This window comes from Faecalimonas nexilis (assembly GCF_059731825.1).
Genome location: NZ_AP029189.1, coordinates 995,224 through 1,015,911, shown reverse-complemented (window position 1 = coordinate 1,015,911; position 20,688 = coordinate 995,224). Strand labels below are relative to the sequence as shown.

The window sequence follows — 20,688 nt, the reverse complement described above, 5'->3', positions numbered from 1 at the left end:
TGTCTTAATTTATGAGACCATTATAATACTATTTATTTTGATAATTGATTCGTTCTCCTTGAATTACCGGATAACAAATCAATTTGTTATTATCCAGATTTTCCACATGCATATCTACTGCACTGATCTGATGATTTTCATAAGTATTATAATAATAGATACCTTTTGCCACATTACAACAAGACGTATACAAAGTGATTTCACATTTTCCATCAGCCACCTCACAACATCCACGTTGCTGATCCACAGATCCAAGAATATGGAAGAACTGACTAACACTTTCTGCCTCTGATTCACCTGAAATTGCATTTACTTTTGTAAAAGCTACACGCACAAAACGAGAGGAAGATGAAAGATCTCCCGGAAGACCTAATCCACCCATACCTCTACTATATGCATCAAGAGCCAAATTTTCGCAAAAAGTGTTTTCTGGTTGCTTTGGGGATAAATACATATAATTGTTTAATTGAAACATCTGTTGTGGAAATGGCGGATTATTCGTAAGCACTCCTACCGGATTATCATAAATATGCAGACCATCTGACATAGATTCTACAGTAATTGATTCATTTTCATCAGAGATAATCCAATGCAATTGTGCTAATGGCAGTTGTTCACTGAAAGGAGTATTAACAATATTAATTCGATCAAGAAGCTCACGAACTTCTACTAAAGAAGCACACTGACTTAAAATCCACGAAATAAATTCAAACTGTGCAATATTTTCCACATTAGACTGAACCTCAGAATAAGCAGCATTTCCGACAAAATTCAATCCTGCCATTGCTACTCCTTTTTCATTCATCGCATCATAGTACAAAGGATAATCCTCTGCTACATGGGCCATTCCAATAATTGCATAATGATGTTCCATATCACCAACATGACGAAAGTGAAACGAATAATTACGTGGTGTAATTACTATCTGATCACCATAAGAGAATTCATAATCGAGTGTTCTTCCAAAATAAAAATCTTTTGTTTTATAAGTTGCTGCTGTACACATAAACGTTTATCCTCCTAAATAATTCGAAATATGTCAATAAGATTTTTGCTGAACAATAGTATAGCACACTTCTTTTGTTTTGTTTCAAATTCACACATAATCATCCATCATGAAATTTCATCAATCTTAATCATGATCTTAGTTATATAATCCTCTTCGTCAGAGATTACAAAATCATTTAATCCTGCTCAAGAGAAATAAAACTTCCCATTCCCATCCGGATCTGTTCAATTCCCCATGTATCTTTTCAGTGATAAATGGCTTTTGATATATCATCTTCTGAAAAATTATATGGATAAAGTAATAGTTTTTCTGCTTTGCATACTTCAACCCTGATTTCCTGATCTTATAAAGTTTCACAAAGAACAATTTTCTCTTTCTTTTCTTGCATTACGGTTTTAATATTTTTTAACTTTTGAATTTGCCGATCAATTTCTTTTTCTTTGGCATCATCGATTGCTAAAAACTTGCAGGTGATGGAGCTTTTCGATATGTTTCTATTTCAGTGATGTTCATATTTAATTCCTTTAACACACAAATATACTCTATAGTGGTTTAGTTGTCAAGACAAAAATCTAAGATTCTTATAATGAACTGATATGGTTTATAGTTACTAAGGAACCAGGGAGAATGGTATCACATTTGCCTGACCCATATATGCATTAAGCTACATAAGGCAGAATCATTAGTTGTAAGTGTGGATATAGCGTCCGATGTCCGCTCTAGTATAACATAAATTAAGTTGTTGATAGTTTCGATATCTGGTATAATGGACTTAATGAATACAATTACGGAGGTCAATTATGCCAGCATTATCTTATAGTATAACAATATCAGATGAGGAATCTGCCTATCTGAAATCACTGATTAAAACCAGAACTATCCAAGCACAGGTTGTTGACCGTGCACGCATCCTGCTATGGAAGTCTGAAGCCAAAACAGACAAAGCCATTGCAGATGGCCTGGGCATTAGTGTAAATACTGTCCGGCGTTGTATTGACCGTTATCTCAACGGTGGAATTAATTTGGCCATATTTGATAACGACCGTTCCGGTCGCCCGGTTGAGATTACCGACGATGCAAAATCATGGATTATCAGTATAGCCTGCCAAAAGCCCTGCGATCTTGGTTATGCCGCGGAATTATGGACACTGGCGGCACTGCACAAACACATACAGGCACATGCGGAAGAAGCTGGCTATCCACGCTTAAAGACAGTTACCAAACCATGGCTTCAAAAATATCTCAAAAAGATGGATATAAAACCATTCAAAATCAAGTATTATCTTGAGCGGAAAGACCCTGATTTTGAGAATAAGATGCATGACGTTCTCCTAGTTTACAAACAGGTTGAGATGCAGTTTGGCGATGATGGAACGATCACCATACCAGAAAATGGGCATTTGACACATACTATTTCCTATGATGAAAAACCCGGCATTCAGGCTGTTGCCAACAAATATCCCGATCATAATCCGACAGAGGAAAAGGGGTATATCCGCCGGGATTATGAGTATGTGCGGCTTGGAACGCTGTCTTTGCTTGCAGGAATTGATCTTCTGACGGGGAATGCAATTCCGTTGGTCAGCCAGACACACAAAAGTTCTGATTTTATCGAGTTTCTAAAGATTATCGATGCAAAATACCCAAAAAGTGACACAATACGGTTGATACTGGACAATCATTCAGCGCATACATCAAAGGAAACACGCCGGTATCTTGCAGGGTTACCGGAAGACAGATTTGTGTTTGTATTTACACCGACACACACCTCATGGCTGAACATGATCGAAAGCTTCTTCAGCAAGATGACAAAACAGATGTTAAAGGGCATTCGTGTTAATTCAAAGGATGAATTGGCAGAGCGAATATACCGCTACTTCGATGAAATCAATGCTGAGCCAATCGTCTATCATTGGACATATAAAATGGATGAAATTGATCCTGATGAAGCAGCAACTATTTAAACTATCAACAACTTAATTTATGTTAAATATCAACGATACAGCACACTAGCTATACTCGAACTGCTTCCTTTATTTTCAGAATTTTCGAACCGTTAAACAAAGACTTTATACCCTCTTATAGATAATCGGAACGTCATATCCAAATGTTCTTTTTCCATTCACTTCCATACTTTCGAATACTTCCAAACACGTATCCGAAAACTTTTCCCATAGTTTAAATATCATAACGGGTGAGAACTGACTAGTACTGCCTCCCTCCCAGACACCGTTTCTCTCATAATATAGTGCAGGAGTAAATTTTTTGGATTTTTTTAATTCAATATATTCCACCTCTTTCATAAATTCATATGAAAACGTGTTCTTATCTTCCCCATTTGGAATTTCATAGGATGAAAGTAAAATTCTATCTTCTTTCTCTGTAATCAAGAAAAGATGCGGTGACGCATGACGCTTTCCTTCATTTTCATAATAACTTTCTTCTACAATAAACATGCCCTTAAAATCAGCAGGAAGATTTTTAATTTTATCATTGCAAACCGTATTTACGTGCTGTGCATAAGGGTATGTCTTTCCTGCCTTTTTCATTGCATCAAATTGCTCCTTATTATCAAATCGTCCTGTTATCAGTTTTACAAATTCTTCTATTTTCGTCATAGCTTACCTCCAAAATATATCACAATCTCTTGGAATCTTCGGCCCGGCAAAATCGAGGCCTGCTAATTCAATTTCTAGTTACACCCACAATTCAATGGTGGTTTATTATCAGCTCTCCTAAGGTTACTGTTACTGCTCGTCCTAAAAGACGGATATCACAAGCACATAGGATCCTTTTTTTATTGCCCCCACACACCTCTGCTTATTCCATTCTCCCCAACATAGCTAGGGGATTAGGCTTTTCATTAACGAAAGACTATCGATATTATATCCTACAAAAATAACAATATTTTGATAATCTAATCCATTTTTCTTAAAACTGGGGGATACATCCCTACCCACAGATTTCTCCAAAATTTATACGTAAAAATTGACAATCCTTAATTATAAGATAAATTATTTCTGGTCAAGTACGGACTGGATCTGTTTCATCAGCTGATCGTAGTTTGACTGATCATCGATTCCGCCCATGAATGGCTCGCCAATGATATTTCCGTCTTTATCTACGAGAACGGTTGTAGGGAATGCCATGATGTTTCCAGCATATTTTCCAACTGTTGAATTAGAATCGAAAGTCAGGTTCTTGTAGGAAGCGCCCTGAGCTTTCAGAATTTCTTTTGCTTCTTTGATTCCCGCTTCATTGTTGTCTAAAGTATCCGTGTTGATACCAACAACTTCGCCACCCATTTCTTTGAGTTTCTCATTTAATTCATTCAGCTTAGAGAGCTCTCCGACACATGGCTTGCATCCACTGAACCAGAAGTTTACAACTGTAACTTTGTTTTTAGCGAAAAGACTGTCATCTACATCGTTTCCATCCAGATCTTTTCCTTTGAAAGCTTTGAATACAGCTGTGGATTCGTCTGATTTGGAGGAAGAACTGTCAGAGGAATCGGATGCAGCAATCTCTTTCTCAAGCTTGGCAATTTCTTCTTCAATTCCGCGGATTGTCTCGATGTCTTTGCACAGAGTTTCATATTCTTCTTCAGAGAAAGAGTCTTTGTTAGATTCCACTGTGCTTGCGAGGGAATCAGCATAGTTTTCGCTCATGGCATCACCGGCAGCGTTCTTGTTCATAAGACCAAAGGCTTTGTCCCATGCATCTTTGTGATCAGCAAAAAGCTGGTTTTCCTGCTGGTAAAGGTCGTTCAGTTTTTCGTTCAGCTCGTCTGCGCTGCCAGTTTCTGTTGTGGAAGAAGATTCCTGTTTTGTGTTTGTATTGTTTGTTGAGGAAGAGCTTCCGCAGCCTGTAAACGCAAAAAGTACAGAAATGGCAAGGGATGCAGCAATTACCTTTTTTAATTTCATTGAGTTTGTTCTAAGTGTTTTGTTTTTCATGAGTTTAAATCTCCTTTTCAATTTTATTTTGTTCGTTTTAGTTTATTTATTGTCAGCCTTTTTTTTGTTTGAAAATCCGTAATGATAGCAGATTGCATCAGTCGGACAGGCTTTCATACATTCTCCGCATCGGATACACTCCGGATGGTTTGGTGTGTCTACTACATTGACATCCATCTTACAGACACGACTACATTTCTGGCAGCCAACACATTTCTCATGATCAACCTGAATCTTAAGAAAAGATACCTTGTTAAACAGTGAATAAATAGCACCCAGCGGGCAGATCCATTTACAAAATGGACGGTAAAACAAGATGCTCAGGATGATGAAAAGCGCAAGGATTGTGAACTTAAATGTAAATAAATGTCCGAGTGCGGCACGGATTCCTGAGTTGGCAAGTGCCAGCGGAATTGCGCCTTCAAGTACGCCCTGTGGGCAAATGTATTTGCAGAAGAAAGGATCTCCCATACCAAGTGAATTGGTTACAAATGCCGGAAGTAGTATAACAAAGACGACCAGAATCACATATTTCAGATACCGCAGAGGCTTCAGTTTTGCGGTGGAAAATTTCTTGCCCGGAATCTTATGCAGCAGATCCTGGAACCATCCAAACGGACAGAGGAATCCACAGATAAACCGTCCTAACAGAACACCTAACAGGATGAAAAATCCGGTGATGTAGTAGGTAAATTTGAATTTTGAAGAACCGACCACGGCTTGAAAAGCTCCAATCGGACAGGCACCTGTGGCGGCAGGACAAGAGTAACAGTTTAGTCCCGGGACGCACATCGTTTTTACATTTCCCTGATAAATTTTCCCTTTAAACAGATTCGGGATGTGAATGTTGGTCAGTAGTGTAGCAGCTGCCTGAATCCATCCGCGGAAGCGGACCAGAGGGTTTTTGTTTGATTTCATTTTCTTATCCAATTCCGACACACTCCATACATAATTTTATTGCTTTGCTGAGTACTACAGCGGCTTCGCCGCGGAAAATTCCGCCAAAGAAAAGAACCAGACCGGCTGTAAGTAAAAGAATCTGTGATGCTTTTTCAGATTTCATAAAATACTCCTTTCAATGTTCAAAGTCAGTTTATTGACTTTTCGATGTTGGCATTATACAATAGGAGGTGTAAAATTTCTGTTAAGAAGATGGAGAAAAATAAAGTGAGATTATTAGTCGTTGAAGATGAGAAGAAATTATGTGACATGATCGCGAAAAGTCTGCACCAGAGCGGCTATGAGGTGGATGTATGCAATGACGGAGAAGAAGCATTGGATATGATTTATGCTGAAATGTATGATCTGATCGTGCTTGATCTTAATCTTCCTGGGGTGGATGGGATGGAGATTCTTCGGGAACTTCGTAAAGAAGATGAAGAGACAAAGGTATTGATCTTGTCTGCGAGAAGTCAGATTGCAGATAAAATTGAAGGGTTGGATGCAGGTGCGAATGATTATATGGAAAAACCATTTCATTTGCAGGAACTCGAGGCACGCGTGAGAAGTCTGACGAGACGAAAATTCATACAGAAAAATGTCTGCCTGGAATGCAACGGCATTCGGTTTGATATAAGAGAACGAGTGGCGTATGCAGAAGAGAATCCGGTTGCGTTGACGAGAAAAGAAAATGGGATTCTAGAGTATCTTCTTCTGAATCAGGGCCGGCCGGTCAGCCAGGAAGAGTTGATTGAGCATGTTTGGGATTCTTCTGTGAATAGTTTTAGCGGCTCTATTCGTGTGCATATGTCTTCTCTGAGGAGAAAACTCAAGGCGGGACTTGGCTATGATCCGATTGTAAATAGGATTGGCGAGGGTTATAAGATAGGAGGAGATAGCAAAGCATGAGAAAATTATCACTCCAGTGGAGACTGACAATCCTTACTACAGTGTTGATCACAGTATTGTGCGGATGCCTTACATTTTTCTTATATAAGAATGGAGTCTATTATATCGATACACTTCAGGAAACAGTTACAGATCAGGGAAAAACACCGGAAGCACTATACATTGAGATTCCGGATAATGAGTGGGACAATTTTGCATCACAATTTGCTACGGAGGTGTATAATTCGAAATCCGATTATAGAAACAGAAGTCTACTGATCACAGGTGTTGTAGCGTTACTTGGTGGAGCGGTGACATATTTTATTAGTGGCCGTGCATTAAAACCGCTCAGAGAGTTTTCTGAGACAGTTGAAAAAGTACAGGCACAGAACCTGACGGATTATACGATCGAAGAGAATAAGATTGCAGAGCTGGACATACTTCGTACGTCTTATAATAAGATGCTTTTGCGACTGTCGGAATCGTTCGAGACACAGCGCCAGTTTACCGGGAATGCAGCACATGAGCTGCGGACTCCTTTGGCATTAATTCAAGCACAACTGGACCTCTATCATGCGTCAGAAAATCCGGAGAATGGGGAAGCGGCGCAAGAGACGATCCAGATGGTGACAGAGCAGAACGAGCGTCTCAGCAAGTTGGTCAGAACACTTCTGGATATGAGTGAGTTACAGACAGTAGCGCGCAATGACAAGATCGAACTTTGTGGACTAATCGAGGAAGTGCTGGCAGATCTGGAACCGTTGGCACAGGAAAAAGGTGTTACACTGATACAGAAATCGCAGAGTACAGTAGATGAAAAAGAAGAGAATGCAGGCGAGGGTCTGATGCTGACAGGAAGTGATATACTGATCTATCGGATGCTTTATAACCTTGTTGAAAATGCGATTAAATACAACCATACAGATGGAAAAGTTACGGTATCGGCAGAACGAAAGAGGAAAGAAGTTGTTCTGACGATTGCAGATACAGGAAATGGAATCGATGAGACATTCCGAGAGCGGATCTTTGAACCATTCTTCCGGGTGGATAAGTCAAGAAGCCGAAAAATTGGCGGTGTAGGTCTTGGACTTGCAATGGTACGCGAGATCGTGCAGGTGCATGACGGGGAGATTGAGGTTCATGGAAATGAGCAGGGCGGAACGACATTTGAAGTGAAAATGAGTATAGAAAGACTAACTATTAAAAGTCAAGTCTAAAATGAAAGTTTTTTGAATGAATTGCAGAAATGCATTTCAGATATATTTGAACCTTGAAAACTGTATGACAACAAGAGCATCTTTATAGGTGCTCTAAAAGGAGATATTTACAGAAAAAAATTAAGCAGTTGGCAGATATGCTTTTCCTGATTTCTCCATTGCAAAAATCAATCGCACAAGCTTCTTAGCGGCATGGGATATGGGAACATTATAATGCTTGCCTTCCGATCGTTTCTTTTCAAGATATGCACCAAAAGATTTATCCCAGTGACAGACATATTTTGTGGCATTGTAAAGGGCATACCGGAAGTATCTGGAACCTCGTTTCTCCATATGGGAATAACAGTTGTCTAACTGTCCGGATTGATAAGTGGAGGGAGACATTCCTGCATATGCGAATATCTTATCTGCGGAATAAAACGAGAGAAATCCCCAATCTCAGCGATGATCATTGCGCCCATCCGGTAACTGATACCGGGAATGGTAAAGATTGGCGATTGGATTTCTTCATCCATGATTCGTTTGATGGCTGCTTCAATCTCGTCAATCTCAATCGCTAATTCCCGAATAAGTTTTATGGTGTGCTTTAGTTTCAAAGACTTGGCAGGCATATGAGAACCGATAGAACTTCTTGCAGCGTCACGAAACATGACAGCAGTATCTTTTCCATATCTGCCTTTCGAACTATCAAAGAGTAGGTTGGAAAGCCTTGTGAGATGTGCATTTGCAACAGCATCTGCACTTGGAAATCCACAAAGCAAAGCATAGACGGATGCCATATGAAGCGTAGGAACAAGTCTTTCCAGCTCCGGGAAAAGAATACAGACAAGTCTTGAAACAGAACTTTTCAATTTTGCCCGTTCTTTGACCTTATCAAAACGATAACGGGTTAGTGACTTTAATTCCTCATTGTGGTAAGATGTATCTGAGTAGAGCCGATTATCCCATAAGTATTCAATCAAATCTGCCCTTGTACAGATGACTCCGTCATGCTCAAAAAGATAATACATGATCCGCAATTCATTTTTTGTAAGCTCTGCCTGTTTTCCACCTGCCTCTATAGTTCCTGTCTCCAACCACAGAGATATTCCCTCATGAGTAAGGTATCTACTCTGTTTCTTTTCCAATCTGTTCTATCGTAAAGGAAGCAAAAATATTCTCAAAATGCTTTATTTCTATATTTATATCCAGCAACAAGTCAACAAGAGTTTTTATCGCAAGAAACTCCTATACTTTTACATTTAACTTTTTTGATCTTTGTGAGAAAATATTTTCAAATTCAGTGGCCATATTCTCTTGTATTCTTGAATATATATATTTATTGCTTTCATATTTTCTCATCCCCTGCACACCATTCAAATTTATTTACAAATCAATCTTTCTTCTGATCTATCAAATCATAACTCAGATCCAAAAAATCCAATATCTTTGCTTCGCTCACCCTTCCATCCAACAACATTGTAATCCAGTACTTTTTATTCATATGATATCCCGAAAGAAAACCATAAGTCTGTGTGTTCTATGTCCAAAAGCACTTATGCCAAGCTGGAAACCAACCGTATGAACATCAAGGTATCGGAACTTGTTGCCCTTGCTAAAATCTTCCACACCGATATCAACGTATTCTTTTCCGAGCTTCTCTAAACCGGAAAAGTAGCCACTTCTTAAATTTCTCTTGTTATATCGCTCTTTCTTATTCTCTCCGTTTTTCTCCAACCAACCCAATCATTCTATCTTGGTATATTTTTTGTCTCACTTTTACAACCGATCGTATTCCTAATCCCGTGTAAAATCAACAGAAAAAGTGCAAAAAGTGAGACGAACCTGTCAACACTATTTGCAGAAGGGATTAGAGATATGCCAAAACCGAAAACATCCACCGGGGAGAAAAATCTGATCAGCCAAAGGCTCATTGAACTCCGCCGCCAGCATAATATGTCACAGCGCCTCTTAGCCTACCAGCTTCAGCTGAATGGGTATGATATGGATAAAAATGTGATTACTAGAATTGAGACCAATAAGCGTTATGTCACAGATGTAGAATTAAAAGCGCTTACTGAGATCTTTCATGTTTCCTATGAGTATCTCATCGAGGGAAAAGAAGAAAAGTCATAGCTTCCATTGTATGAGGCTGTGGCTTTTCTTTAATTTGCTTTTTAACTTTTGAAATTATTCCATGGTTCTTTCACTTTCTTAACGTTCTAAAGTAATCCTTGAGGTTTCTCCCTTCCTGTCTAATTCGGTTGCCTTTATTCAGACCAATGCTTCTTCATCTCATACACCAAATCCAATACTTCTTTGATTCGTTCCCGCTCTGTTTCTCCATGCGTATATTGCATTTCGCTAGCATATCTGCAAAGCCCCTGGAGTGTAATCTCCTCAAAAAGTTCCGGATAACCTGCTACAGGTTCTTCCAGTCCCCAATACTCTCCTATTTCGTTTGCAATCTTTTCCAGCTTTAATCGTTCATCCTCATCATGGATTTTCCGTTGTCCTGCATAAATCAATAGTCCATACTGTGTTGCCTGCATAAGCTTCTGTTCTGTTGTAAGTTCTTTACTCATTTTACATTTCTCCTTTCCTTTTCGACTACAACACTACCCTATCCTCCAACAAAAAGCTATTCACACATACCAACAAAATATTACTTGTAAACCTGTCTATTATTGACAATAAAAAACCTGCTACAAGGATGTCTTTCCTCATACCAGATATCAATACTTTCTTCCTACTGCATACACATTTTTTCTCATTACTTGTGTATCATGTACCTATATTGTCATGTAATCCTACTGTATATACGCTATGTACAGTAAGCACATGGGGTTCAGTTTACGTCGGCAAGAATAATCGCAGGTTTAGTCGCAAGGGCTCTTGCAATCGCAACTCTTTGCTGCTGTCCACCCGACAGATTATTCGGCATGCTGGTCAACTTTTTCTCCAGCCCCAACAATGTAATAATGTTGTCAATATATCCTTTATCCGGTCTGTTCCCGTCAAGTTCAATTGGCAGAATGATATTTTCATACACATTCAAGATCGGCACCAAATTATAATTCTGAAATACAAATCCAATCCTTCTTCTTCTGAAAATCGTAAGCTCATCCGGTTTCATCTTAGAAATATCCTTTCCGCCCACAATCACTCTTCCGTATGTTGGTGTATCCAGTCCTCCGAGCATATGTAAAAGTGTAGATTTTCCGCTTCCAGAAGTTCCGACAATCGCAGTGAATTTCCCCTCTTCTATCTCTAAACAGATGCCATCCAATGCCTTGATCTGATTCTCTCCTTCCCCATAATATTTTTTTAAATCTATCGTCTGTAAAACAGCCATCATCATCTCTCCTTTTCTTGATTCTGTCTTTATCTTAGCATCTGATTATTTCAATAATATCTCAAACGCCCGATGAATCATTTCAATTTTGAGACAATTCTTCCTGCTCATTTGGCAGATAGATGAAAAATGTACTCCCTGCATCTTCCTTTGACACTACTTTCATATAGCCGCCCTGCTTTGTTATAATCTCTCTTGCCAAATACAAACCGATTCCGACACCTTTTTCATTGTGTACCTTTTCCTCTCTGAAAAACCGCTGAAACACATCATTCATATGTTCCGGGGCAATTCCGATTCCGGTGTCACTCACTGAAAGACGTACAAACATTCCAAGTACCTCTGCCTCAACCCGAATCTTTCCATATTCCGGTGTATACTTGACTGCATTGTCCATTACATTGAATAATGCCTCCGCTGTCCACTTCCGATCATAGCATATCCGTAAGTTTTTCGGACAGTCAATCTGAAGGTCCAGTTTCTTCTTTTCCATCGGAATCGACAGATTCTCCACAACCTCCACAACCATATCAAAGAGACTGTTCTCCTCTTTTTTCAGCTTGATCATGCTGTTCTCCAAACGAGACATTTTCATCAGTGAGCGCACAAGAAAATCCAGCTTTTCCACTTGCTTTTGCATTATTTTCAGAAACCGGTACTGTTGTTTTGCTGGAAGGTCATGATTCAAAATCGTGTCATTGTACATCGTGATATTGGCAATCGGCGTCTTCAACTGATGGGAGATATCTGATACCATTTTTTGTATCTCCTCTTTCTGCTTCACATTCTTTTCCTCTGCAGACTTTGTCACCTCGGATAACTGCTCAAGCTTCAACTGGATTTTCGAAAATAAGGTATCCTTATTCAGTTCTTCTGTTTTGAGTTCTCTCCCATCGATAATCGCATCAATGGCATCTTCCACTTTTTCCGCCATTCTGACAAACCGCTGCCGGAAATAAAACCATAGACCGGCAGATATGATAACAACTACAACAATTGCTGTCACAATAGTCACCCATTCACTTCTACTCATGGCTTTCTCCTATCCATTTATATCCAACCCCGTAAATGGTCTTAATATATGCATATTCTTCATCTGCAATTTTGGCACGAAGCCTGCTGATATTGATCGTCAATGTATGTTCATCCACAAAATTACCATCCTGATCCCACAGCTTTTCTAACAAAATCTGCCTTGTCAACACCTGTCCCGGATTCAGGCAGAAACGGTGCAGCAATTTAAACTCTGTGGGCGTCAATGTCAGAAGCTTTCCGTGCTTTTTTACCGTGTGGCTCTCAAAATCAACTGCCAGATTTCCACACTGCAACACTTTCTCCACCGTGTCATCGCCCTCACACCTTCTCAAGATTGCTTTAATCCGCTGTATGACAATTTTGATATTAAATGGTTTTGTAATGTAATCATCCGCCCCGTTTTCAAAGCCCTCAATCATATCTTCATCCATATCCCGCGCTGTCAGAAACACAATTGGCACTTTACTTTCTTTTCGAATTTCTCTGCTGACTGCAAATCCGTCTCCGTCCGGAAGATTGCCATCAAGCAAAATCAAGTCAAATGATTTTTCTTTCCATAATTTTTTTGCCGTCTTTGCTCCAAATGCCGGAGCCGCCTCAAAACCTTCCATCTGAAGATTATAGCAAAGTCCCGCATTCAGCATTTCGTCATCTTCTATCACTAATATTCGTTTCATATACAAGCCTCCGTCTCTGAATTCCATTGCTTTATGGACAACATTATACTCTATTTACTTCACTTTACTCAACGCCAACATAAACAATTTTCTATCGCATCTGCAGCATTTAGTTTCTTCTTTCTTTCATTCCCCTTATTTTTGTATCATTTTTACAACCGATCGTATTTCTAATCCCATGTAAAATTCAATAGAAAAAAGTGCAAAAAATGAGATATTTTTACGCACACTATTTGTAGGAGGGATTAGAAATATGCCAAAACCAAAAGCATCTACCGGGGAGAAAAATCTGATCAGCCAAAGGCTCATCGAACTGCGCCGCCAGCACAATATGTCACAGCGGCTCTTAGCCTACCAACTTCAACTGAATGGATATGATATGGATAAAAATGTGATTACCAGAATTGAGACCAATAAACGTCACGTCACAGATGTGGAATTAAAAGCATTCACTGAGATTTTCCATGTTTCCTATGAATATCTCATCGACGGAAAAGAAAAGTCATAGTACTCCAATGTGGGAGGCTATGACTTTTTTCAGAAGGACTTTTTTCAGAATTTTCAATATTTTCTTGACATTTCAAAAATTGCATGGTATGATAAACGAGTAATTTAGATGTTTTATTTGATCACATATTTTTGTAAGCAATTAACTCGTTTGATTTCTTACCAAAATATGTGTTTTTTTATTTCTATTTAATTTACAAATATTATAATTTAGGAGGTACCTCACATGAATACAGGTACAGTAAAATGGTTTGACTCACAAAAAGGATTTGGATTTATCACCAATGAACAAAGCGGAAAGGATATCTTTGTACACTTCTCCGGAATTGCTCTCAATGGATTTAAGACTTTGGAAGAGGGACAGCAAGTCTCCTTTGACACTACTCAAGGACCAAGAGGGGAACAGGCAGTTAATGTAAACTATATAATGTAATCAGAAAAGCTTTGGAGCCTCTCCAAAGCTTTTCTAGTTTACTCACAATTATCCATTTTACTTTTAGAAAATAGTTAAAAATACATACACATTAGTTGTGAATTTGATTGACTTTTCTGACAAAACATAGGACAATATAATCATACTATTTAAGTAAGGGTGGGATTATTATGGAGAAAAAATTGCAAACATTAAAAAACATATTAGATTCCAGCAGATATACAGTTGCCCTGTGTGGTTCTGGAATCTTAAAAGAATGTGGATATCCGGGCATACTCTCTCTTGACGTCGCCTACGATATCGAGAACAGATACGGCGACTCACCGGAATATATCTATTCCAGCGCTTATTTCAGCACCAGACCGGAAAAGTTTTTTAAGTTTTACAAGTCTGAGATATTAGACAAAGATCTTGAACCAAGCGAAACGTTCTACGCACTTGCCGAACTTGAAAAACAGGAAAAATTGCAGACCATTATTTCTAAAAATAGTTTTTCTCTTTCTGAAAGAGCCGGTTGTAAACATGTATATAATATTTATGGGACCATTCACAAAAACATATGCACACATTGTGGGAAAGAATATCCTGTCGAATTTGTAAAAACATCTCCGTCTGTTCCACTCTGCGAAGAATGCGGGCATATCATCCGTCCAAACGTAAAACTATTCGGAGAAATGCTTGACCATGAGATCATCGCTAAAATTGCTGACGAAATTGCGAAAGCTGATGTGCTGCTGCTTCTTGGAACCTCATTGGAATCCTATACATATAAAAACTATATCAAATACTTCCGTGGGAACTCCATTGTAGTGGTTCACCAGAATCCTCATTATTCAGACGTAAGAACGAATCTTGTTTTCCTAGATACTCCGAAAAATGTTCTTCCAAAGATTTTAGAGCGCTAAACCCACACAAAGACCCGCGATTTCCCGCGGGTCTCATCTTTTTTCTTATCTTTCTTATCGCTTTTTTGAAAAAATCTCAGATATCACAACTAAAATACTGCCAAGAAAGATAAACATATCTCCCAAGTTAAACGTGATCTTTTCGAATTTTTTCCACTCCGTGCAAAATCCGAAATAGTCCACTACATATTTTCGCACAAATCTATCGTAAGTATTGCTCACTCCTCCTGCAATGGCAAGTGCAATTCCCTTTTTGCGCATCCATCCGCCTTTCTTCCGAAACAGAAAAACATAATACAACACGAGCAACGCAGTCACAATCCCCGATAGCATTCGCACTCTTTTTGGATGTTCTTCTCCCTTATTCAGCGCCATCCCTTTGTTATGCACTTTTCGAACTGAGATTGTGTCACCGAGAATCTTCTTTTCTTCCCCCTCTTTGTAATGAGTCTCAATGTATGACTTCAAATATAAATCAATCCCACATAAGGTTCCTATCAAAAGCGTCAAAATTACAGCAAGCATCTATACTTCCTCTTCTGAAACCGTCTCTGTCTCCTCTACTGTCTGCATGGCTGAGTCATCTACCCCCTCATCTGCTGTCGTCTCTTCTGCTTCTTCTGTGTCAAAGTGTATCTCTTCTTCTACTTTTGTTCCACATTTTGGACAGTATGCCATATCAGATTCCAATTCGCCTTTGCAGTTCTTGCAAAGTTCCATTCCCTTCAATTGCGCAAGTTCTTTTAAATAGGACTGAACTGCGTCTTCATGTTGTGCAACAGCCTCGCACAGCTCCACAAATACTGTATCAATCACTTCCCCTTTCTGGAAACGGTCATAAACCAGCTTTCCAAGATGCTGCAGATCTCTTTCTTTATTTCGTTCTTCCACTCTGATCTGGCTTTTTATTTTCTGTGTCTCAACAACTTCTTCTGTCTTTTTCGTCACTGCTCCTGCTGTTTCTGTAATTCGTTTTCCTAAATCTTCAAAAAAGTCTCCCATGTTTCATTTCTCCCTTCATGTGTCAAATACGCCTGATTGCATCAAATGCATCATATAGATTCAAAGCTCCGTATCCCCACTCTCGGTTGGGATATGTCTCGCCGGGCTTGCAATCTGTTCCCAGAACTAAAAGATTGCGAATCTGTATGGAATCAATCCTGCTCTCCCCGAGCTGGTACACAATCCACTCCAGCATAAGTGCAACTGCTCCTGCCGTAATCCCGACAGCAACACTGGAACCTGTACGCTCTGTAAATTGATTCCGCATTGCTGCTCCCGTTACATTTACTCCGGGAGCCACAAAATCAGGTTTGATTTTTTCACTTCTAGTATATCCTCTTCCCGATCGAATAGCAATACTATTATCATCTCCATTATAATATCCAACTGTCATCCCGGAAACCGTACTTCCAGGCTCCGTGATCGTATAATCCGGATTTGACTGCAGAAAATAAACTTCTCCTTCCAAAAGTTCTGTGATCGGAAGCCACATATGGAACACGCCATCTGCCAACTCCACAGGCTCTATAAAAATCGTCCATATTCCGGGGGCCGGATCTTTTACTCTAAAAAATATCAATTCCGAATTTGATTTTTCCACAAGTAATTTGTAATTGATAAAAATAGTCGTTCCCTCAAACACAAAACGATATACCTCCATCACTCCCCGACGGATTGGCACCCGTGGAATTCTTTCTCCCGAAGGCGATATAATGGAGACTGCCACAATATTGGGGATGTCCGTCCACAGTTCCATCGTAAATCCTTTCATTCCGCCGTCCACACGGACTTCTGCCTTTTTGATATCGTTTACATTCTCGGCTTTTCCATAAAAATGGTGCCGTTGATTCGCTTCGTTTCCTCCCCCGATCACAACTGCCCGATTTGCTATATTGGCATACATCTCTAAAAGTCCTGTGATTGGAAGTGTCGCATTATGTCCTCCCATATTCGAGCCAAGTGCAATACAGATGACTAGCGGCATATCATATCGATTCGCCAGTTCATTCAGATACCTCATTCCAAGCATGATATCATTTTCCTGATAACACTCTTTTTCTTCTGTGATCAGGTAAAACTCTTTCAGATATTTTTTTGCCGGTTTTAACTTTACAATCGCAAGCTTCGACTCCGGCGCTGCTCCCAAAAACTGATTTTCCACATCAGCTCCGCCTGCTGCAACACTTGCAAGAAAAGTCCCATGCCCGCTTTCATCCTGAGTTGGAACAAGCGCTTTTGGATTATCACTACTAAGAGCCGCATCAATCATCTCCTTCGTGTATTCTGTTCCATACAAAAAGTTTTGCGGCGGCTGTCCATCCTGAATACTCTGATCCCAGATTCCCAAAATTCTGGTACTTCCGTCAATATTTCGAAAAACAGGATTTTCATAATCAATTCCGGTATCTATAAATCCGACCAGCACTCCATTTCCTTTCAGTCCCAATGTGGGATAATTCTGTATCTGTAAGATTCCAGACTGGCTTAACGCCTCTGTATCAATCAGGGTAAAGCACTTCGGCACCGAATTGTACGTATATTTTTCAAAATTAATGGGATCTGCCATCGTTCCATCTACATAGATTGTTTTATATAAGTATTCCATACTCTGTTCGCAAAGTTCTTCTGAAGAAATAGAGTCAAATATATTTCCTCTGAGCTGGTTCACAATAAAATCCCGATAATTTTCGGATATGATTCGATTTCTGCAAATCTCTTCCTGCGGCATAATCGCTCCATCATTTTTTATCTAATATATGAAACACTTTGTGATTCATGCAAAAAGCCGACATATTTCTATGCCGGCTTCCAACCTATTTTCGTTCTTCTCCACGGGATTTCATCACCTGTTCCAACTCTTTTGCCAGACTTTCTGACTCCGTAATCGTCTCACTTACCGGAATCGGAGGTGCCTTTTTAAATACAATTTTCAGCAACACCGGTGTGATAATGGTCGTAAAAATTACAACGATGACAACCGGTCCAAGGAAATTGCCCCCGAGAAGTCCAAGCGCCGTTCCCTTACTTGCAACGATCAGCGCCACTTCACCACGGGAAATCATACCAACTCCGATTCTTTTTGCCTGATAATTCTGGTAACCACATACCTTTGCTCCAATTCCACAGCCGATTACTTTTGTAACGATTGCCACAATGACAAGCACCACTGAGAACCAGATAATCGCCGGTGTCATCTCTGGCAGCACTACTTTCAATCCAATACTTGCAAAGAATACCGGCGACAACAACATATAAGAAATCGTATCAAACTTAATTCGCACAAACATCGATTTGTTTGTATTCGAGATAATCAATCCTGCAATAAATGCACCTGTAATATCAGCTACTCCAAATACAACTTCCGCAATATATGCCATCAGCAAACAGAACACAAACGCAATAATCGCATGTCTTTGCAATCCCTTCTCGGAAGATTCTGTCCATCGTTTGTATACTTTGTAAAAAATCACTCCGATAATTCCCGAAAATACGAAGAAACCTAAAATCTTTAACAGCACTACCGTAACATTTACAGAAGAATCTGCCATGCTTGTCACGATTGTCAGCGCAATGATTCCAAGAATATCATCTATGATGGCAGCTCCTAAAATTGCATTTCCCGAACGTGTCTTTAACTTTCCAAGCTCTTTTAATGTCTCAACCGTAATACTTACCGATGTTGCCGTTAAAATGATACCGATAAAAATATTCTGTAAAAAGATTGAGCAGGATGCATCTGATGCGATCAAGTCAGGTCTATTGAAGAACCAAGCTGCCGCGAATCCCCCAATAAGCGGAACAACCACACCAAATAATGCAATTATAAAAGAAGCTTTCCCACTTTCTTTTAACTCCTTGATATCTGTCTCCATACCGGCGCAGAACATCAATACAATAACACCTATCTCTGCTACCTCATGAATAAAGTTGGTCTCTGTGATCCATCCCAATGCCGCCGGTCCTAACAGCAATCCTGCCAATAGTGCTCCCACGACCTGTGGCATCTGTACTTTACGTGTAGCAAGTCCTAGCACTTTCGTCGAAAGCAAAATAATTGCCAGATCTAACAAATAACTGTAACCTTCCATAAACTCCACACTCCTTTTCTCTTTCTGTCTTTCTTTTTTGCCAAATCTAAACTACACTTTACACCTGTTTTGAACATTTTACAACCACTTTTTTCACTTTTTTTGTGCACTTTTTTCTTTTTCAGGCAACCGTAAATCAGGGGCAGAAAATTTATTTTTCCACCCCTGAATCTTAGCCGGTAATCAGCTCCTGTCCTCTCATCGCAATAAGTGGACCGCCCGTTCCTTCTATATATTCTTTTGTGATAGTAACCTGACCAATATTGTCATCTTTCGGAATCTCATACATAATATCGAGCATAAATTCCTCAATGATTGAGCGAAGCGCTCTCGCTCCGGTATCTTTCTTCATCGCCTTTCTTGCAATCGCATGCAATGCTTCCTCATCAAAGTTCAATTTTACTTCATCAAGTTCCAAAAGCTTCTGATACTGTTTTAAAATTGCATTCTTTGGCTCTTTTAAAATCTTGACAAGCATGTCTTCATCCAATCCCTGAAGGGTAAAGATAATCGGAAGTCGCCCGATAAATTCCGGAATCATTCCGAAATTGCGAATATCCTCCACTGTTACTTTCGACAAAATATCTTTATCATTGTTGTATTTATCCTTCAAATCTGCAATAAATCCCATCGATGCCTGTTTATTCAATCTCTCTTTGATGATCTGTTCCAAATCCGGGAACGCTCCCCCACAGATAAACAGAATATTTTTCGTGTTGACCGTCGTGAGCGGCACCATTGCGTTCTTGCTGTTCGCGCCTACCGGCACCTCCACGTCACTTCCTTCCAACAATTTTAACATTCCCTGCTGTACGGATTCTCCGCTGACATCTCTCTGGTTCGTATTTTTCTTCTTTGCAATCTTGTCAATCTCATCAATAAAGATAATTCCACGCTCTGCTTTTTCCACATCATTGTCCGCTGCCGCTAACAATTTGGAAACCACGCTTTCAATATCATCACCAATATATCCTGCCTCTGTCAATGATGTCGCATCTGTGATCGCAAGCGGTACATCTAAAAGTCTCGCGAGTGTCTTTACAAGATATGTCTTACCGCTTCCGGTTGGTCCGATCATCAACATATTGGATTTTTCAATCTCAATCTCATCCATCGTATTTGTCGCAACTCGCTTGTAGTGGTTATAAACAGCCACTGAGATTGCCTTTTTTGCATATTCCTGTCCAATCACATAATCGTCTAACTGTGCTTTAATCTTATGCGGTGCCGGAATGTCACGGATATTAAACACAGGTTCCGCCTTCTTTTCTTCCGGCTTTTTCTTCTTCACCTGCTGCCTTTTTGGTATCATATTCTCCATGTCCGACAAATTTAAAAACTGTACGCCCGGCATATTCATCAGCTGACTTAAATCAAACTTATTATTGTTCATCATATCAAAACTTTTCTGCATACAGTCTGAACAAACGCAAATATCATTCGGGAGATCGATCATCTTTCCTGCAACACTCTCCGGTCTGTGGCACATAAAACAGAATTTCTCATACTCTTCATTCTCTTTTTTCTCTTCCTTCACTACTTCCGGAACTTCTTTTTTCTCGCTGTCTATATCTATATCCATCTCATTTATATTATCTTTTTCTGCCATAGTTATCCCTTCTTTCCTACATATGATTTTATTATATATGAGATATTCTTATCACACAAGTGAACTTTTTATAAACTAAAAACGGTGA

At 39.5% G+C, this 20,688-nt stretch carries 20 protein-coding genes and 4 pseudogenes; 8 read left to right on the top strand and 16 right to left on the bottom strand.

Features of this window, described 5'->3' with window-relative positions; genetic code table 11:
- Positions 1-28 precede the first annotated feature (28 nt).
- Positions 29-1,006 (bottom strand): choloylglycine hydrolase, encoded by a 978-nt coding sequence (gene bsh, locus AC6I5B_RS05040; protein ID WP_004614568.1) that lies wholly within the window; start codon positions 1,004-1,006, stop codon positions 29-31.
- 803 nt (positions 1,007-1,809) lie between these two features.
- Here bsh and AC6I5B_RS05035 point away from each other — a divergent pair.
- Positions 1,810-2,973: an IS630 family transposase gene (locus AC6I5B_RS05035; RefSeq protein WP_497773649.1), complete on the top strand. Its 1,164-nt coding sequence runs from the start codon at positions 1,810-1,812 to the stop codon at positions 2,971-2,973.
- Between the two features lie 105 nt (positions 2,974-3,078).
- Here AC6I5B_RS05035 and AC6I5B_RS05030 read toward each other — a convergent pair whose 3' ends face one another.
- The 4 genes from AC6I5B_RS05030 to AC6I5B_RS05015 all read right to left on the bottom strand — a co-directional run bounded on the left by AC6I5B_RS05030 (position 3,079) and on the right by AC6I5B_RS05015 (position 6,028).
- On the bottom strand, positions 3,079-3,627 hold the full coding sequence (locus tag AC6I5B_RS05030; RefSeq protein WP_004614572.1) for a hypothetical protein: 549 nt from the start codon (positions 3,625-3,627) through the stop codon (positions 3,079-3,081).
- A 396-nt stretch (positions 3,628-4,023) separates the two neighbouring features.
- Positions 4,024-4,965 (bottom strand): TlpA disulfide reductase family protein, encoded by a 942-nt coding sequence (locus AC6I5B_RS05025; RefSeq protein WP_004614573.1) that lies wholly within the window; start codon positions 4,963-4,965, stop codon positions 4,024-4,026.
- A 42-nt stretch (positions 4,966-5,007) separates the two neighbouring features.
- Positions 5,008-5,895, bottom strand: coding sequence for a 4Fe-4S binding protein (locus AC6I5B_RS05020; RefSeq protein ID WP_004614574.1), 888 nt, complete (start codon positions 5,893-5,895; stop codon positions 5,008-5,010).
- A complete protein-coding gene (locus AC6I5B_RS05015) occupies positions 5,888-6,028 on the bottom strand; it encodes a CD1871A family CXXC motif-containing protein (RefSeq protein WP_004058840.1) in 141 nt (46 codons plus the stop codon). Before AC6I5B_RS05015 ends, AC6I5B_RS05020 begins: the two co-directional genes overlap by 8 nt.
- A gap of 44 nt (positions 6,029-6,072) precedes the next feature.
- Between AC6I5B_RS05015 and AC6I5B_RS05010 the strand changes: the two genes are divergently transcribed.
- Both AC6I5B_RS05010 and AC6I5B_RS05005 read left to right on the top strand, forming a co-directional pair.
- Positions 6,073-6,813, top strand: coding sequence for a response regulator transcription factor (locus AC6I5B_RS05010; RefSeq protein ID WP_004614575.1), 741 nt, complete (start codon positions 6,073-6,075; stop codon positions 6,811-6,813).
- Positions 6,810-8,009 carry a sensor histidine kinase gene (locus AC6I5B_RS05005; RefSeq protein WP_004614576.1) on the top strand — a complete coding sequence of 400 codons (1,200 nt, stop codon included), beginning with the start codon at positions 6,810-6,812 and terminating at the stop codon, positions 8,007-8,009. The genes AC6I5B_RS05010 and AC6I5B_RS05005 overlap by 4 nt, the downstream gene beginning before the upstream one ends.
- 120 nt (positions 8,010-8,129) lie before the next feature.
- Here the strand turns inward: AC6I5B_RS05005 and AC6I5B_RS05000 are convergent.
- Positions 8,130-8,941, bottom strand: a pseudogene (locus AC6I5B_RS05000) (transposase); the annotation flags it as partial.
- A gap of 440 nt (positions 8,942-9,381) precedes the next feature.
- A pseudogene (locus AC6I5B_RS04995) lies at positions 9,382-9,525 on the bottom strand (MmcQ/YjbR family DNA-binding protein); the annotation flags it as partial.
- A gap of 2 nt (positions 9,526-9,527) precedes the next feature.
- Between AC6I5B_RS04995 and AC6I5B_RS04990 the strand changes: the two are divergent.
- Together AC6I5B_RS04990 and AC6I5B_RS04985 are read left to right on the top strand one after the other, a co-directional pair.
- Positions 9,528-9,653, top strand: a pseudogene (locus AC6I5B_RS04990) (helix-turn-helix domain-containing protein); the annotation flags it as partial.
- 213 nt (positions 9,654-9,866) lie between these two features.
- Positions 9,867-10,124 (top strand): helix-turn-helix domain-containing protein, encoded by a 258-nt coding sequence (locus AC6I5B_RS04985; protein WP_004840644.1) that lies wholly within the window; start codon positions 9,867-9,869, stop codon positions 10,122-10,124.
- A 134-nt stretch (positions 10,125-10,258) separates the two neighbouring features.
- On the opposite strand, the gene AC6I5B_RS04980 is transcribed toward AC6I5B_RS04985, so the two are convergent.
- The 4 genes and pseudogenes from AC6I5B_RS04980 to AC6I5B_RS04965 form a co-directional block, all read right to left on the bottom strand.
- Entirely contained in the window at positions 10,259-10,573 is a 315-nt protein-coding gene (locus AC6I5B_RS04980; RefSeq protein WP_004614604.1) for a hypothetical protein, read from the bottom strand.
- Between the two features lie 272 nt (positions 10,574-10,845).
- Positions 10,846-11,343 (bottom strand): annotated as a pseudogene (locus AC6I5B_RS04975) (ABC transporter ATP-binding protein); the annotation flags it as partial.
- An 82-nt stretch (positions 11,344-11,425) separates the two neighbouring features.
- Positions 11,426-12,376: a sensor histidine kinase gene (locus tag AC6I5B_RS04970; protein WP_004614607.1), complete on the bottom strand. Its 951-nt coding sequence runs from the start codon at positions 12,374-12,376 to the stop codon at positions 11,426-11,428.
- The gene (locus tag AC6I5B_RS04965; RefSeq protein ID WP_022250569.1) at positions 12,369-13,055 is read right to left on the bottom strand and encodes a response regulator transcription factor; all 687 of its coding nucleotides are present in this window, start codon (positions 13,053-13,055) and stop codon (positions 12,369-12,371) included. Before AC6I5B_RS04965 ends, AC6I5B_RS04970 begins: the two co-directional genes overlap by 8 nt.
- 253 nt (positions 13,056-13,308) lie before the next feature.
- Here AC6I5B_RS04965 and AC6I5B_RS04960 point away from each other — a divergent pair, with 253 nt between their 5' ends.
- The 3 genes from AC6I5B_RS04960 (at position 13,309) to AC6I5B_RS04950 (ending at position 14,900) form a co-directional block, all read left to right on the top strand.
- A complete protein-coding gene (locus AC6I5B_RS04960) occupies positions 13,309-13,563 on the top strand; it encodes a helix-turn-helix domain-containing protein (RefSeq protein WP_004614610.1) in 255 nt (84 codons plus the stop codon).
- Between the two features lie 225 nt (positions 13,564-13,788).
- Positions 13,789-13,995, top strand: coding sequence for a cold-shock protein (locus tag AC6I5B_RS04955; RefSeq protein ID WP_004614611.1), 207 nt, complete (start codon positions 13,789-13,791; stop codon positions 13,993-13,995).
- 170 nt (positions 13,996-14,165) lie between these two features.
- Complete coding sequence (locus AC6I5B_RS04950; RefSeq protein WP_004614612.1) at positions 14,166-14,900, top strand: SIR2 family NAD-dependent protein deacylase; 735 nt, start codon at positions 14,166-14,168, stop codon at positions 14,898-14,900.
- 54 nt (positions 14,901-14,954) lie between these two features.
- Here AC6I5B_RS04950 and lspA read toward each other — a convergent pair whose 3' ends face one another.
- The 5 genes from lspA to clpX all read right to left on the bottom strand — a co-directional run bounded on the left by lspA (position 14,955) and on the right by clpX (position 20,600).
- Positions 14,955-15,425 carry a signal peptidase II gene (lspA, locus tag AC6I5B_RS04945; RefSeq protein ID WP_004614613.1) on the bottom strand — a complete coding sequence of 157 codons (471 nt, stop codon included), beginning with the start codon at positions 15,423-15,425 and terminating at the stop codon, positions 14,955-14,957.
- A complete protein-coding gene (locus AC6I5B_RS04940) occupies positions 15,426-15,902 on the bottom strand; it encodes a zinc ribbon domain-containing protein (RefSeq protein ID WP_004614614.1) in 477 nt (158 codons plus the stop codon).
- A gap of 22 nt (positions 15,903-15,924) precedes the next feature.
- On the bottom strand, positions 15,925-17,631 hold the full coding sequence (locus AC6I5B_RS04935) for a S8 family peptidase (protein ID WP_004614615.1): 1,707 nt from the start codon (positions 17,629-17,631) through the stop codon (positions 15,925-15,927).
- Between the two features lie 85 nt (positions 17,632-17,716).
- Positions 17,717-18,991 (bottom strand): cation:proton antiporter, encoded by a 1,275-nt coding sequence (locus AC6I5B_RS04930; protein WP_004614616.1) that lies wholly within the window; start codon positions 18,989-18,991, stop codon positions 17,717-17,719.
- A gap of 172 nt (positions 18,992-19,163) precedes the next feature.
- The gene (gene clpX / locus AC6I5B_RS04925) at positions 19,164-20,600 is read right to left on the bottom strand and encodes an ATP-dependent Clp protease ATP-binding subunit ClpX (protein ID WP_004614618.1); all 1,437 of its coding nucleotides are present in this window, start codon (positions 20,598-20,600) and stop codon (positions 19,164-19,166) included.
- Positions 20,601-20,688 lie beyond the last annotated feature (88 nt).